The sequence below is a fragment of the Streptomyces sp. NPDC016845 genome, from assembly GCF_044332585.1.
Classification (GTDB): domain Bacteria; phylum Actinomycetota; class Actinomycetes; order Streptomycetales; family Streptomycetaceae; genus Streptomyces.
Window position 1 is genome coordinate 124,377 of the sequence record NZ_JBIRPI010000012.1, and the last position, 14,415, is coordinate 138,791.

Sequence of the window (14,415 nt, forward strand, 5' to 3'; positions counted from 1 at the left end):
GCTCACCGAGCACCCGACCCCGCTGTCCGGTCCAGACCTCTTCCCCAACCCCGCCCCCTTCTGACAGCATCCGGACATAGTTTCGGGGGCGCACGACCAACGCGTGCAGCGTGAACGGGGATGTGGGGGCGGCACGGGTGTGGGGTTTTGTCCTCCTACGGGTACGGGCGCACCGCCTGCTGCTGACCGCGGCGGTGCTCGCCGTCCTCCTGACGACCTCGGTGCTCGCCATGCTGAGCGCCTTCTCGGCGGCGGTCGGCGACGCCTCGCTGCGCCACTCCCTGCGCACCCGTGACGCGGCGACGACCGCGCTCGTGGTCCGCGCCGACGTCCCCGCCGAAGGGCGGAAAGCGGCCGTCGCCGCGCTCGACAAGGGCGCCCGGCACACCTTCGACGGGCTGCCCGTGCGCCGTGAGTCGTTCCTCACCTCGGGCCCGTACGGGCTGCCGCACACCCCGCGCGGCAAGCAGCCCGACCTGACGAAGTTCGCGGCGATCGAGCGCGCGGAGGTGCGGATCACCGAGGGCCGGATGCCGCGCGCGCCCCGCGGCCCGGTGATCGAGGCCGCGCTGCCGGTCGTCGCGGCGCGGCAGCTGAAACTGGAGCCGGGCGACCGGCTCGCGCTCACCGACCGGCTCGGCGGGCCGGAAGTCACCGTCGTGCTGACCGGGATCTACCGCCCGGCCCGGCCGCGGTCCCCGTACTGGACGCTCGACGAGCTCGGCGGGCGCGGGGTGCGGAAGCTGAGCTTCACCACGTACGGGCCGCTGCTCGCCGACGCGTCGGTGCTGACCGGCGGCAAGGTCAGTGACGGGACGTCGGCGTGGCTGGCGTCGGCGGACTTCCGGACGGTGACGACCGGGCGGATCGACGCGCTGCGGGACGCCGCCCGCGCCGGCACGCGTGAGCTGCTGAGCAGCAAGGCCCTCGCGGGCACGACGGCGGTCGGCACGGGCCTGCCCGAGGTGCTCGACCGGGCCGAGCGGGCGCTGCTGGTGGCGCGTTCGACGCTGCTGATAGTCGCCCTGCAGATGGTGCTGCTCGCCGGGTACGCGCTGCTGCTCGTCGCGCGGCTGCTCAGCACCGAACGGACGGGCGAGACCTGGACGTTGCGGGCCCGCGGCGGTTCCCGCGCCCGGATCACCGGGCTCGCGGCGGCCGAGGCGCTGCTCCTGGCGCTGCCCGCCGCGCTGATCGCACCGCTCCTCGCGGGCCCGCTGACCCGGCTCGTCGCTTCGCACGGCGCCCTGTCGCGGATCGGCCTGCGCCTGGACGGCGCCGGGGCGGGCGGCTCGGTGTGGCTGGTCGGCGCGGCCGTCGCGGTGGGCTGCGCGCTCGCCGTGACCGTGCCCGCGCTCACCGCGCAGGCCCCGGAGCGCGGCCGGGCCCGTGCGCTGCCCGCGCCGCTGCGGGCCGGAGCCGATGTGGGGCTGCTCGTCATCGCCGGTGTCGCGTACTGGCAGCTGGACCGGCAGACCGGCGGCTCGGGCGCGATCAGCACCGACCGCGGCGGCCACCTCGGCATCGACCCGCTCCTGGTGGTCGCCCCGGCGCTCGCGCTGCTCGCGGGCACCGTCCTCACGCTGCGGCTGCTTCCGCCGGTGGCGCGGCTCGCGGAGCGGCGGGCGGCGAGCGGGCGCGGGCTGCCCGCGGCGCTCGCGGGCTGGCAGTTCAGCCGCCGCCCGATGCGCGGCGCCGGGCCCGTACTGCTGCTCGTCCTCGCCGTCGCCATGGGCATGCTGGCGATCGGGCAGGGCGCCTCGTGGGACCGTTCGCAGGAGGACCAGGCGGACTTCCGCTCCGGCGCCCCGGTCCGCGTCCTGGAGACCGAACCCGGCATGGACCAGGCCGCCCGCTACGCGCAGACGCCCGGCGTCCGCGACGCCGCACCCGGCTACCGGCTGCCGGTGCCGCTCGGCGACGGCAGCACCGCCACGGTCCTCGCACTCGACACCGCGCACCTGAAGGACGATCTGCTGCTGCGCGACGATCTCACCGGCTCGTCGCCGCGCGAGGTCGTCGCGGCGGTCCGGCCCGAGAACCCGGCGGACCCGGGCATCCGGCTCCCGGCGAACGCCTCGCGCGCCCGGTTCGCGCTGCGCGCCACCAACCTCTCCGGCACCGGCAGCACCGGCCCCGACGAGATCACCACCGTCTCCGCGACGCTCGAGGACCGGTACGGGCTCGGCTACCGGCTCCACGTCGGCGACCTCCCGGTCGACGGCCGCGTCCACCGGCTCGGCCTGGACCTCGGCCCCGCGGCGGGCCCGCTCTTTGTGACGGGCCTCGACTTCGACACCGACCAACGGGTCGGCAAGGGCGCGCGGCACCGCATCGCTCTGGAGGGCGTCAGCACCGCCGGACCCGGCGCGCGGGCACGGGCGGTGGATGCGGAAGGCACCGCGTGGACGACCTCGATGGAGGGGCGCGGCACCCAGGAGGCGGGCAGCCAGGGCGCCCCGACCCCGCCGAAACTGGATGTGAACCGGCCCCGGAACACGACGGCCCTGGTCTACGGCACCGGCTTCGTGCCCCCTTTGCTGGAGACCGAAGGCGGCGCCCCGCCGAGCGTGAACGTCCGCCTCGACATCGCCCGCCCCGAGGTCGAGGAGGTCACCGCGGTGGCCACCGACCGCTACCTCGACTCGTCGAACACGCGCACAGGGCAGCGCGTCGACGTGGACCTGGGCATCGCCACCGTACGCGTGCGCGTCGTGGACAGCGTCCGGGCGCTGCCGACGACGGGCCCCGAAGCCGGTACCGCCGCCAACACGAACGCCGATTCGGATCCGGGCTCGGAAACGGCTGCCGGCGGGGCGAAGGACGGCGGCGCGCTCCTGCTCGACCTGCGCGCCCTCAACCAGGCCCTCGCCACCGGCGGCAGCGCCCCGGTCGCCCCGAACGAGTGGTGGCTGTCCACGGTCCCCGGCGGCGCGGAGAAGGCGGCGGCCTCGTTGCGCGCCCGCCCCGACACCGACCCCTCGCAGGTCGTGGTGCGCGCGGAGACCGGTGAGCAGTTGCGGGACGATCCGCTGGGCGCGGGCCCGCAGTCGGCGCTGGTCGCGGCCGCGCTCGTGGCGGCCCTGCTCGCGGCGGTCGGCTTCGCGGTCAACACGGCGGGGTCGCTGCGCGAGCGGAGCGCGGAGTTCGCGATTCTCGGCGCGCTCGGGGCGTCGCGCCGCCGCCTGGCCCGCCTGGTCGCGGCCGAGCAGGGCATCCTCGTCGCGCTCGCGCTGCTCGTGGGGGCGGCGCTCGGCACGTTCCTGACCCGGGCGGTGGTGCCGCTGATCGTGCTGACCGGCGAGGCCACCAAGCCCGTACCGGACGTGCTCGTGCGACTGCCCCTGCATCAGGTGACCTTGCTGCTCGCGGGCGTGGCCTGCGCCCCCGTACTGATCACCGCGGGGCTCGCGCTGCGGCGGCCACCGCGCGCCGCGGCAACGCTGCGCGTCCAGGGAGGCGAGTGAGATGGCCGCTGCGACCAAGGGGCGCGCCGGGCGTCACGACGCCGCGGAGATCCGTCGCAAGGGCCCTCGGACCGTGGCGCCCTGGGTACGGACCCGGCTGCGGACCGCACCGGGAGCGGCGGCGGGCCTGTTCCTGCTCGTCCTGCTCACATCGTGCCTGGCGGCGGCGTTCCCCAGGGCCGTGGACCGGTACGAGGACCGCGGGCTGCGGCAGGCCGTCGCCGCCGAGGCGCCGAGCCGCCGGATCCTGGACGTCACCTCGACCGACCCCGGCGTCGAACTCCCGCCGGACGAGAGGGACGAGGCGCTCACCGGGGACGTCACGCGGGCCGCGTACGGGAAGATCGTCGCCGCGCTCCCGAAGCCGTTCGTCACGGACGCGGACGAGTCGTCGTACGGGCTGCGCACCGTCGCAGAGGAGCTGCCCGGCCGGGACGACTGGCTGCCCCGGCCGGACGATCTGCAGCCGCAGTTCGCGATGTACGCGCAGAACGGGCTCGCCGACCACGCGAAGGTGGCCGCGGGCCGGCTGCCGGGCCCCGGCCACACGGCCACCCGCGTGGAGGCCGCCGTCACCCGGGAGACCGCGCGCACGCTGCGCCTGAGGCCGGGCTCGGTCATCCATGTGCCCAGCGTCGACGCGCGGTTGATCGCCGTGCACATCACCGGCGTCGTCACCCCCCGGAACCCCTCGGGCGCGTACTGGTCGGCGACGCCGCTGCTGCGGACGCCGCAGACGCGCCTCACACAGAACATGCCGCCCATGCGGTTCTGGTCCGCCGCGCTCCTTGTGCACCCCGACGCCGCGCCGGCGCTCCTGCACACGGGCCCGGTCGAGCGGTACTGGCACCTGCCTTCCGACACGTCGACGCTCAGGACCCGGGAGCTCCCGGCGCTGCGCGACGCGTTGGCGTACGTGACGGACGGCCCCGGCTCGCTGAAGGTGCAGGACGCCACGGGGAGCACGACCACGGACGTCACCAGCGGCCTCGTCGAGGTCGTCGCCCGCTTCGACGAGCTGCGCTCCGGGATCACCCCGGTCGTGTCGGTCGCCGCGTACGGCACCGGCACCGTCGCCTGCGTCGTGCTGTTCATGGCGGCCGGACTGACCGCGGACCGGCGGCGCGGCGAACTCGCCCTGCTGCGGGCGCGCGGCGGTTCGCTGCGCGGCATCGGCGGACGGCTGCTCGCCGAGACCGCCGTGGTCGCCGTACCCGCCGGGGCGCTCGGCTGCCTCCTCGCGGTCGTGGCCGTGCCCGGCGGCCGGCTGTCCCCGGCCGTGTACGCCGCCGGCGCCGTGGTGCTCGTCGCGTGCGCGGCGCTGCCCGTGCGCGCGATGGCCGCGCACCGCCGCGCGCGCCTGCACGGCGCCCGCGACGACGTGGCCACGACCCGCCCCTCCGCCCGCCGCACGGTCGCCGAACTGACCGTCCTCGTCCTCGCCGTCGGCGCCATCGTCGCGCTGCGCCGCCGCGGTGCGACGGACGGCGGCGACGGCCTCGTCGCCCTCGCGCCGGTCCTCGTCGGCGTGGTCGCCGCGTTCGTCCTCGTACGGGTGTACCCGCTGCTCCTGCGCCGCCTGATCGGCCCCACCGGACGGCTGCGCGGCGCCGTCGGCCACCTGTCGCTCGCCCGCGCGGCGCGCGCGAAGGCGGGCCCGGGAACGACCGTCCTGCCGCTGCTCGCCCTGCTCACGGCGCTGACGACCGCGGCGTTCGGCGGCAGCGTGCTCGCCGGGATCGATACCGCCCGCGACCACGCGGCGCTCCTCGCGACCGGCGCGGACGCGCGCGTGGACGGCGACGCCCCGCTCTCCGCGGCGCGCGTCGCCCAGATCCGGCGGACCCCCGGCGTCGGCACCGTCACCCCGGCCACGATCCGCCGCGACGCGGAGGTCAGGGAGGGCACCCGCCGCCTGTCGCTCGCGGCGGTCGACCCGGAGTCGTACGCGCGCCTGTCGCACCGGACGGGCCTCGGCGCCTTCTCGGCGCAGCAGTTGAAGGCGCCGAAGGGCGACGAGGCGCTCCCCGCCGTCGTCTCCCCCTCCATGGCGGCGCTCTTCGCGGACGGCCGCCTCGGCCTGTGGATGAACGGCGAGGACGTGACCCTGCGCGTGGCCGCCGTACGGGAGACGACCCCCGCCCTGTCCGACGACTTCCTGATCGTGGACCGCGCGGCGCTCTCCCGCGTGACGGGCGCCCCGAACCGCCCGACGACGCTGCTCCTGACGGCCACGAGGACGAGGACGTACGCCGGGATCGACGCGGCGGCGCTGCGCGCGGCGGCCGCCCCCGACCGGCTCTCCGTCACCCTGCGCGCCACGGAACGCGCCCGCTACATCGACTCCCCCCTCCAGACCGGCGCCACCGGCATCTACGTGGCCGCCGTCGCCGCCGGCGCGGGGTTCGCCGCCCTGGCGCTGCTCCTCGCCCTGGCCCGCGCGGCCCCGGAACGCCTCGCGCTCCTGGCCCGCCTGCGCACCATGGGCCTCACCCGCCGCCAGGCCCGCCGCCTCCTTGTCCTGGAGGCGCTGCCGCAGGCCCTGCTCGCGGCGGCGGGCGGCGCCCTGACCGGCTGGGCCGCGATCCGCCTCCTCTCCCCCGGCCTCGACCTCACGAGCCTGGCCCTGGCGCAGACCACGGGCGCCGCGGCGAACCACCTGTCCACGGATCCGCTGTCGCTGTTCCTGCCCGCCGTGACGGTGGTGCTCCTCACGGTGGGGGTGGCGTCGGCACAGGCGTGGTGGGCGGGCCGGGCCGGGTCCGTACGGGAGTTGCGGGCGGGTGAGGGAGCGTGAGCACGCGGCCGCGCGCAGGCGACGCCAGACGCACGACCTCGCCCTCGATCTCGCCCTCGATCTCGCCCTCGGGAGACGGACCATCATGACGACCGACCACACCGGCACCCCGACCCTCGCGGAGCTGGAAGCGCGGGCGTCCGCCCACCGGGACCGCCCCGCCTACGGCCACTCCGCGCTGATCACCTGCGACCGCCTGGTCCGCGTCTTCACCACGGACGGCGTCGAGGTGCAGGCGCTCCAGGGCCTCGATCTCCTGGTGCAGGAGGGCGAGTTGATGGCCCTGGTGGGCGCGTCGGGCAGCGGCAAGTCGACGCTGATGAACATCCTCGCGGGCCTGGACGAGCCGACCGCGGGCGCGGCCAAGGTCGCGGGCTACGACCTGCTGGCCATGGGCGCCAAGGAGCGTCTGCGCTACCGCCGCGAGGCCGTCGCCTTCGTCTGGCAGCAGACGGCCCGCAACTTGCTGCCCTACCTGACGGCAACTCAGAACGTGGCGCTGCCCATGCAGTTGCGCGGCCGGACGCCCCGCGCGAGGAAGGCGGAGCGCGCGGCTGAACTCCTGGGCCTCCTCGGCGTCGCCGACTGCCGGGACCGCCGCCCCCAGCAGATGTCCGGCGGCCAGCAACAACGCGTCGCCATCGCCGTGGCCCTGGCAAACGAGCCGAAGGTGCTGCTGGCCGACGAGCCCACCGGCGAGCTCGACTCGCACACCGGCGAACAGATCTTCGCCGCGTTCCGCACGGCGAACGAGGAGCTCGGCACGACCGTCGTCATCGTCACGCACGACCAGACGGTCGCGAACGAGGTACGCCGTACGGTCGCCATCCGCGACGGCCGCACCTCGACGGAGGTGCTGCGCCGCACCCACGTGGACGCGGCTACGGGCCAGGAGTCCCTGGTCTCACGCGAGTACGCGATGCTGGACCGGGCGGGCCGCCTGCAACTCCCGATGGAGTACACGGAGTCGCTGGGGATGCGGGACCGGGTCCTTCTCGAGCTGGAGGAGGACCACATCCAGATCTGGCCGGACGATCAGGAGCGGTAGGCGGCAGTACGCGGGGCCGGAGCGCTCATGCGGGCGTGACGAACAGCCCGCCGAGCCCCCCGGAAGTCCCCCGCCGCAGCGCCACCGACCCGTACGGCGTACGCAACCGCACCCACGCCCCGGACGCCAGTACGTCGACGAGGTCGCCGCGGAGGAAGCCGAGCGAGGCGGCGGCGTGCGCGAGCCGTACCGGAACCCCGCTGGCGCCGATCTCGCGGGACCAGATCTCGCGGCCGATCCCGTCGAGCCCGGCCCGGGTCCGCGCCTGGGGCGCCAGCTCCTCGACCCGCGCCTTGAACTCATTTACGGCGGCCTGCACGAGGCCGCGCAACGCCTCGGCCCCCGGGAACCCGGCGAGCCGCTCCCAGCCGCCGCGAGGCGGCAGCACCCCGGCCCACGGCGGACCGGTGACGGTCGCCGGGACGCGGGCCGTGCCCTGGCCCTCGTCGACGGATTCGAGCAGTTCCCCGGCGGACACGGTCACGTCGAGCGCGTCGTCGATCCCGTTCTCGTACGGCTTGAGGAGCCGCGCCGTACGGATCGCGAGGACCTCGAACGACGGCGGGCGCCCGAACACGGCGAGCGCCTGCCCGCCGGCCCGGGCCTGCAGCCGTACGGCGGCCGCCTTGTCGTAGTGCACGAGCCGGCCGAGGAAGGCGGCGACGTCCGCCGCCTCCCCCGCGTCGGCGAAGTGCAGCACCGGAGACGGTGCGGGCGCGCTCATGCGGCGAGCGCCTCCGCGCCGTCGTCGAGGTACTCCCGCAGGAAGGACTTCTCGTCGTCGGTGATGCGGCGGGGCCGCTGGGCCTCGAAGTCGAACGGCACGATGACCGTCGAGGCCCGGACGTACACGGCGTCCGCGTCCTTCACCTCGTAGGCGAGGGTGAAGGACGCGGCCCGTATCTCGGAGACCCACAGCTCGATGTCGACCGGCGCGTGCCGGTGGACGAGCTGCCGCTTGTAGTCGATCTCATGGCGCGCCACGACGGACCCCTGCTGGAAGTCCTTGTCCGGGCGGAACAGGAAGTCGATACGGGCTTCTTCGAGGTACCGAAGAAAGACCACGTTGTTGACGTGGCCGTACGCGTCCATGTCCGCCCAGCGCAGGGGGCAGGCGTATACGTGGCGGGCCATCAGCCGCGGGTCAGCTTCTTGTACGTGGCCCGGTGCGGGCGGGCGGCGTCGGCGCCGAGCCGCTCGACCTTGTTCTTCTCGTACGACTCGAAGTTGCCCTCGAACCAGAACCACTTGGAGTCACCCTCGTAGGCGAGGATGTGCGTGGCGACCCGGTCGAGGAACCAGCGGTCGTGAGAGACGACCACGGCGCACCCGGGGAACTCCAGAAGGGCGTTCTCCAGGCTGCTCAGCGTCTCGACGTCGAGGTCGTTCGTCGGTTCGTCGAGGAGCAGCAGGTTGCCGCCCTGCTTGAGGGTGAGCGCGAGGTTGAGGCGGTTGCGCTCACCGCCGGAGAGGACGCCGGCCGGCTTCTGCTGGTCGGGGCCCTTGAAGCCGAAGGCGGAGACGTAGGCGCGCGAGGGCATCTCGACCTGGCCGACGTTGATGTAGTCCAGCTCGTCGGAGACCACGGCCCAGAGGGTCTTCTTCGGGTCGATGTTGGCCCGGTTCTGGTCGACGTAGCTGATCTTGACGGTGTCGCCGACCTTGATGGAGCCGGAGTCCGCCTCCTCCAGGCCCTGGATCATCTTGAACAGCGTGGTCTTGCCGGCGCCGTTCGGGCCGATGACACCGACGATGCCGTTGCGCGGCAGCGAGAAGCTGAGGTCGTCGATCAGGACCTTGTCGCCGAACGCCTTGCTGAGGTGCTCGACCTCGACGACGATGCTGCCGAGGCGCGGGCCCGGCGGGATCTGGATCTCCTCGAAGTCCAGCTTCCGCATCTTGTCGGCCTCGGCGGCCATCTCCTCGTAGCGGGCGAGGCGCGCCTTGGACTTGGCCTGACGCCCCTTGGCGTTGGACCGCACCCACTCCAGCTCCTCCCGGAGCCGCTTCTGCCGCTTCTCGTCCTTCTTGCCCTCGACCTTGAGCCGCTCGGACTTCTTGCTGAGGTAGGTCGAGTAGTTGCCCTCGTAGGGGATGGCGCGGCCGCGGTCGAGCTCGAGGATCCACTCGGCGACGTTGTCGAGGAAGTACCGGTCGTGGGTGACGGCCACGACGGCGCCCTTGTACTGGGCCAGGTGCTGCTCCAGCCAGTTCACGGACTCGGCGTCGAGGTGGTTGGTGGGCTCGTCGAGGAGGAGCAGGTCGGGCGCCTCGATGAGGAGCTTGCAGAGCGCGACACGGCGCTTCTCGCCACCGGAGAGGTTGGTGACGGGCCAGTCGCCGGGCGGGCAGCCCAGGGCGTCCATGGCCTGCTCCAGCTGACCGTCGAGGTCCCACGCGTCGGCGTGGTCGAGGTCCTCCTGGAGCTTGCCCATCTCCTCCATCAGCGCGTCGCTGTAGTCGGTGGCCATGAGCTCGGCGACCTCGTTGAAGCGCTTGAGCTTGCCCATGATCTCGGCGGCGCCGTCCTGCACGTTCTCCAGGACCGTCTTCGACTCGTCGAGCTTCGGCTCCTGCATGAGGATGCCGACGCTGTAACCGGGCGAGAGGAACGCGTCACCGTTCGACGGCTGCTCCAGGCCCGCCATGATCTTCAGGACGGTCGACTTACCGGCACCGTTCGGACCGACGACGCCGATCTTCGCCCCCGGCAGGAAGTTCAGGGTGACGTCGTCGAGGATCACCTTGTCGCCGTGCGCCTTACGCGCCTTGCGCATGGTGTAGATGAACTCAGCCAAGAGAAACCGTCCGGCAGTCGAGGTGTGGCAGCGAGGGCCCGCGTATGCGGCTCCAGCGCGTGAGGGCAGATACACCCCATCTTGCCGCATCGCCAGTGCTGGGCGGAAACCCGTATCGGCAGGTGGGCTTGAGCTGGGGTTTCGTGGGGCGGGTGAGGAGGCGGTGCTGAGGTGGGCGAGCGAACGAGCGACTGAAGGGCCGACCCCGCGCCGGGTGGCGACGGAACGGCCCTTCAGTGTTTTGGTGCTGCGGCGCTGCGGTGTCTCGGCGCTGCGGTGCTGCGGTGTCTCGGGACGAGGGTGCGGCCGGCTCAGTCCGTGCCGAACTCCATCGCGGCGCGGTCGAGCAGCTCCGCGTCGGCGTCGGACACGTCGCCGCGGGACGCGATCGCCTCGGCGCCGCCCTCGGGCATGGTGCCGATGAGGCCCGTCGCGGCGGCCTGGGCGGCGCCGATCGCCGGGTTGGCGGTGCCGATGAGGCCGATGCCCGCGTACTGCTCCAGCTTGGCGCGCGAGTCGGCGATGTCGAGGTTGCGCATGGTCAGCTGGCCGATACGGTCAACGGGGCCGAACGCCGAGTCCTCGGTGCGCTCCATGGAGAGCTTGTCCGGGTGGTAGCTGAAGGCCGGTCCTGTCGTGTCGAGGATCGAGTAGTCCTCGCCGCGCCGCAGCCGCAGGGTGACCTCGCCGGTGACGGCGGCGCCGACCCAGCGCTGCAGGGACTCGCGGACCATGAGGGCCTGCGGGTCGAGCCAGCGGCCCTCGTACATCAGGCGGCCGAGGCGACGGCCCTCGTTGTGGTACTGGGCGAGGGTGTCCTCGTTGTGGATCGCGTTGACCAGGCGCTCGTAGGCGGCGTGCAGGAGGGCCATGCCGGGCGCCTCGTAGATGCCGCGGCTCTTGGCCTCGATGATCCGGTTCTCGATCTGGTCGGACATGCCGAGGCCGTGGCGGCCGCCGATCGCGTTGGCCTCCATCACCAGGTCGACGGCGGAGGCGAACTCCTTGCCGTTGATCGTCACCGGGCGGCCCTGCTCGAAGCCGATCGTGACGTCCTCGGCGGGGATCTCGACCGACGGGTCCCAGAAGCGGACGCCCATGATCGGCTCGACCGTCTCCACGCCCGTGTCCAGGTGCTCCAGGGTCTTCGCCTCGTGGGTGGCGCCCCAGATGTTCGCGTCGGTGGAGTACGCCTTCTCCGTGGAGTCGCGGTAAGGCAGGTCGTGGGCGACCAGCCACTCCGACATCTCCTTGCGGCCGCCGAGCTCGGTCACGAAGTCCGCGTCGAGCCACGGCTTGTAGATCCGCAGGTTCGGGTTGGCGAGCAGGCCGTAGCGGTAGAACCGCTCGATGTCGTTGCCCTTGAACGTCGAGCCGTCGCCCCAGATCTGGACGTTGTCCTCGAGCATCGCGCGGACGAGGAGCGTGCCGGTGACGGCGCGGCCGAGCGGCGTCGTGTTGAAGTAGGCGCGGCCGCCCGAGCGGATGTGGAACGCCCCGCAGGTCAGCGCGGCGAGCCCTTCCTCGACGAGCGCCTCGCGGCAGTCGACCAGGCGGGCCACCTCGGCACCGTAGGCCTGGGCGCGGCCGGGGACCGAGTCGATGTCGGGCTCGTCGTACTGGCCGATGTTCGCCGTGTAGGTGCAGGGGACGGCGCCCTTGTCACGCATCCAAGCGACCGCGACAGAGGTGTCGAGGCCACCCGAGAAGGCGATGCCGACGCGCTCGCCGACGGGGAGGGAGGTGAGGACCTTGGACATAGGAAGAGTATGCATCATTACGCATGACCATGCAACGGCACGGCCCCCACACTCTTCGGGTCACCCCGGAAGCCGCCCTCGAAAGATCCGCCTCGGAAACAGGCGCGTCCCCGCCCCGCTCACAGCGGGACGGGGACGCGGTACTACGACGCTTACTTCTTACTACTCACTGCCTACTGCCTACTGGCCTTCGCTCGGCTTCTTCTTGCGGACGAGCACGACGGAGACTCCGCCGATCAGGACGAGCACGATGGCGATGCCCGCGATCACCGGCGTGGCGTTCGAGCCACCGGTCGCGGCGAGGTCCTGGTCCGAGCCGGAACCGCTGCCGGTGCCGCCGACCGAGGCCGGGCTCGGCTGCGCCGCCGTCTGCGGGGTCACGCCCTCGTCGTCACCCTTGGCGACCGTCTCGGCGGCCGTCTTGCAGTCGAGCACCCCGCGCAGCCGCGTCTCGAAGCCGTTGGGCCCCGTGATCGTGAAGTCGTACGCCTGGTCCTCCTTCAGCGGGATCGTGACCGTGCGCGAGGCGCCCGCCGGGGTGGTGTAGTCGGTGCCCATCAGCGTGTAGGTGAACGGCTCGTCGCCCTTGTTCACCGCCGTGATGTCCACACCGCCCTTCGCACAGTTCTTCTGCGCGGACAGGGCGGGCACCGGGCCCGTCTTCGCCCAGTTCGCCGTCGCGGTGGCGGCGACGGTGGACTCGCTGGAGCCCGCCAGGATCTGCGTCTGGCTGCGGCTCTCGGAGGCGAAGGCGCGGCCGACCGGGACGGTCGTCGACGCCTGCACCGTCAGCGCGGCGGAACCCGCCTCCGCGTCCTTCGGAACGTCGAAGAAGATCTGGCTGCCGTCGGCCGCGGTGGTGACCGGCCGGCCGGCCTTGTCGACGACCTTCACGCCGTTCGCGGCGGCCGCCGCCGGCGGCGTCATCGAGACGGCGTCGGCGTTGGTGTGCACCGTGACCGGGCCGAGCCGCTCGCCCGGCGCGCCGGACACGGCGTTGGGCGACAGGGTCAGCGACGCCCCGGGCTCGCTCAGCAGGCCGGCGCTCTTCTGCAGGTAGTCCGCGAGCTTCTCGGCGGCGGGGCTCACCGCGTCGACGTCGGCCTTGTCGGAGTAGCGCCAGATGGCGACCTGCGTGCCGGCCGCCGCCTCCTGCTCGGTGAGGCTGCCCGCGCCCGCCTTGCTCGCGAGCGAGGCCAGGTCGTTGACCTGGGGGTACGAGTTCTGCAGGATCCAGCGGATCCGGCCCGCGTCAGCGTTGCCGCTCAGGGAGGTGCCGCTCCAGGGCGTCTCCTGGTACTTGGCGTCCGTCTGCGTCGGGTTGTGGATGTCGATGCAGTACGTCTGCAGCGTGCCGCCGCCGTCCACCGTCATCTTGAACAGGCCCGCGGAGACCCGCTTGTCCTGTCCGCCCTCGTGGATCACGGCGGTCTCGTACGTCTCCAGGCCACCCAGCGTGGCGCTCGCGCCGCCCGGCGCCTTGGCGACGTCGTCCGCGTGCGCCGTCCCGGTGGTGGCTATCGCGCCGGTCATCGCGAGTCCCGACACCAGGGCCGCCGCGGCGAGGCGAGCGGTGCCTCGTCCGCGGTGCCCGGCCCGTGAGAACAGAGAAAACACGTAATCCCCTTCAGGCAGGACGTGATGGCACTGGGGGACGTCCCGCCGACAGAATCGCTGAGTCCTACGAGCCCTTGAGGCTCCCGAACTCCTTACACCCATGGGCTTCCCGGGGGTTCGTGAACCTCAGGAACCCCTCGAAGCTCATGGAGCTACGCCCGGCATCCTAAGGAAGCGGCCCATCACGATCCCCTGAGCTGCCACCCGGCAACCGATCCGACTCGCAATCGTTATCGCCAATACCGTTCATGAACTGGGCTTATCGACAAATCTCCGGAACGCAGTCGTCGATAAGCGGCACTTCGGTCACAGGTGCCTGATGGCCGCTCACCCCACCGGCCCGCCCACCGGCTCACTGACCAGCTCCGACTCCGTCTGCCTCGCTCCCGTATCCGGCTCGATCTCGAACGAGGGTTCCTGCAGGCCCTGTTGCGCTGCCTGTTGCGCTGCTTGCTGTGCCGCCTGTTGTCCGGTGCCGCGCGTACGCCGGAACGCCGATGTCCCGCGTGACAGGTCGTGCCCCACCGATGTCGCCTGGATGTCCGCCGATGTCCAGTGCTGGCCACCCCGCTCCTCGTCCCGCACCTTCAACCGGCCCTGCACGATGACCGGTTCGCCGATCGACACCGACCCCTGCACATTCGACCCGAGCATCCCCTTGGCCCACACCGTGAAGAAGTTGGTGTGCCCGTCGACCCACGTGTTCTGCACCGCGTCGAACCGGCGCGGGGTCACCGCGAGCCGGAACCGGGCCACCGGCCCCGTCGGCAGCTCCCGGTAGACCGGCGTCGTCGCCACGTTCCCCACAACCGTCAGCAGCGTCTCGTTCATCTCGTACGTTCCTCCCCGTCCGCGTCGCGGCCCGAGCCCCTCCCGAACCGCGGTCCCAGACTGCACCCGCGCCACGAACCGTGCCGACACCTGTGTT

Annotated in this window: 9 protein-coding genes; 3 read left to right on the forward strand and 6 right to left on the reverse strand. The window is 72.9% G+C overall.

The window, feature by feature from the left end; all coding sequences use genetic code 11:
* Positions 1 to 137: 137 nt before the first annotated feature.
* From ACH4RC_RS26330 to ACH4RC_RS26340, 3 genes are all read left to right on the forward strand, one after another.
* Positions 138 to 3,467: an FtsX-like permease family protein gene (locus tag ACH4RC_RS26330; RefSeq protein ID WP_398205458.1), complete on the forward strand. Its 3,330-nt coding sequence runs from the start codon at positions 138 to 140 to the stop codon at positions 3,465 to 3,467.
* A gap of 1 nt (position 3,468) precedes the next feature.
* Positions 3,469 to 6,264, forward strand: a complete 2,796-nt coding sequence (locus ACH4RC_RS26335) for an FtsX-like permease family protein (RefSeq protein WP_398205343.1) — start codon at positions 3,469 to 3,471, stop codon at positions 6,262 to 6,264.
* An 85-nt stretch (positions 6,265 to 6,349) separates the two neighbouring features.
* The gene (locus ACH4RC_RS26340) at positions 6,350 to 7,312 is read left to right on the forward strand and encodes an ABC transporter ATP-binding protein (RefSeq protein ID WP_398205459.1); all 963 of its coding nucleotides are present in this window, start codon (positions 6,350 to 6,352) and stop codon (positions 7,310 to 7,312) included.
* Between the two features lie 25 nt (positions 7,313 to 7,337).
* Here ACH4RC_RS26340 and ACH4RC_RS26345 read toward each other — a convergent pair whose 3' ends face one another.
* From ACH4RC_RS26345 to ACH4RC_RS26370, 6 genes are all read right to left on the reverse strand, one after another.
* Positions 7,338 to 8,036 carry a hypothetical protein gene (locus ACH4RC_RS26345; RefSeq protein ID WP_398205344.1) on the reverse strand — a complete coding sequence of 233 codons (699 nt, stop codon included), beginning with the start codon at positions 8,034 to 8,036 and terminating at the stop codon, positions 7,338 to 7,340.
* Positions 8,033 to 8,446, reverse strand: coding sequence for an acyl-CoA thioesterase (locus ACH4RC_RS26350; protein WP_398205346.1), 414 nt, complete (start codon positions 8,444 to 8,446; stop codon positions 8,033 to 8,035). The genes ACH4RC_RS26345 and ACH4RC_RS26350 overlap by 4 nt, the downstream gene beginning before the upstream one ends.
* Positions 8,446 to 10,110, reverse strand: a complete 1,665-nt coding sequence (ettA, locus tag ACH4RC_RS26355) for an energy-dependent translational throttle protein EttA (protein WP_398205348.1) — start codon at positions 10,108 to 10,110, stop codon at positions 8,446 to 8,448. The genes ACH4RC_RS26350 and ettA overlap by 1 nt, the downstream gene beginning before the upstream one ends.
* 311 nt (positions 10,111 to 10,421) lie before the next feature.
* Positions 10,422 to 11,870 (reverse strand): argininosuccinate synthase, encoded by a 1,449-nt coding sequence (gene argG, locus ACH4RC_RS26360; protein WP_398205350.1) that lies wholly within the window; start codon positions 11,868 to 11,870, stop codon positions 10,422 to 10,424.
* A gap of 180 nt (positions 11,871 to 12,050) precedes the next feature.
* A complete protein-coding gene (locus tag ACH4RC_RS26365) occupies positions 12,051 to 13,487 on the reverse strand; it encodes a Cys-Gln thioester bond-forming surface protein (RefSeq protein ID WP_398205352.1) in 1,437 nt (478 codons plus the stop codon).
* A 327-nt stretch (positions 13,488 to 13,814) separates the two neighbouring features.
* Positions 13,815 to 14,318: a single-stranded DNA-binding protein gene (locus tag ACH4RC_RS26370; protein ID WP_398205354.1), complete on the reverse strand. Its 504-nt coding sequence runs from the start codon at positions 14,316 to 14,318 to the stop codon at positions 13,815 to 13,817.
* Between the last annotated feature and the right edge of the window lie 97 nt (positions 14,319 to 14,415).

Bases quoted from the DNA above. Each gene is read 5' to 3' on its own strand.
- ACH4RC_RS26350 (WP_398205346.1), bottom strand. From the start codon at position 8,446: ATGGCCCGCCACGTATACGCCTGCCCCCTGCGCTGGGCGGACATGGAC.
- argG (WP_398205350.1), bottom strand. From the start codon at position 11,870: ATGTCCAAGGTCCTCACCTCCCTCCCCGTCGGCGAGCGCGTCGGCATC.
- ACH4RC_RS26335 (WP_398205343.1), top strand. From the start codon at position 3,469: ATGGCCGCTGCGACCAAGGGGCGCGCCGGGCGTCACGACGCCGCGGAG.
- ACH4RC_RS26370 (WP_398205354.1), bottom strand. From the start codon at position 14,318: ATGAACGAGACGCTGCTGACGGTTGTGGGGAACGTGGCGACGACGCCG.
- ACH4RC_RS26340 (WP_398205459.1), top strand. From the start codon at position 6,350: ATGACGACCGACCACACCGGCACCCCGACCCTCGCGGAGCTGGAAGCG.
- ACH4RC_RS26345 (WP_398205344.1), bottom strand. From the start codon at position 8,036: ATGAGCGCGCCCGCACCGTCTCCGGTGCTGCACTTCGCCGACGCGGGG.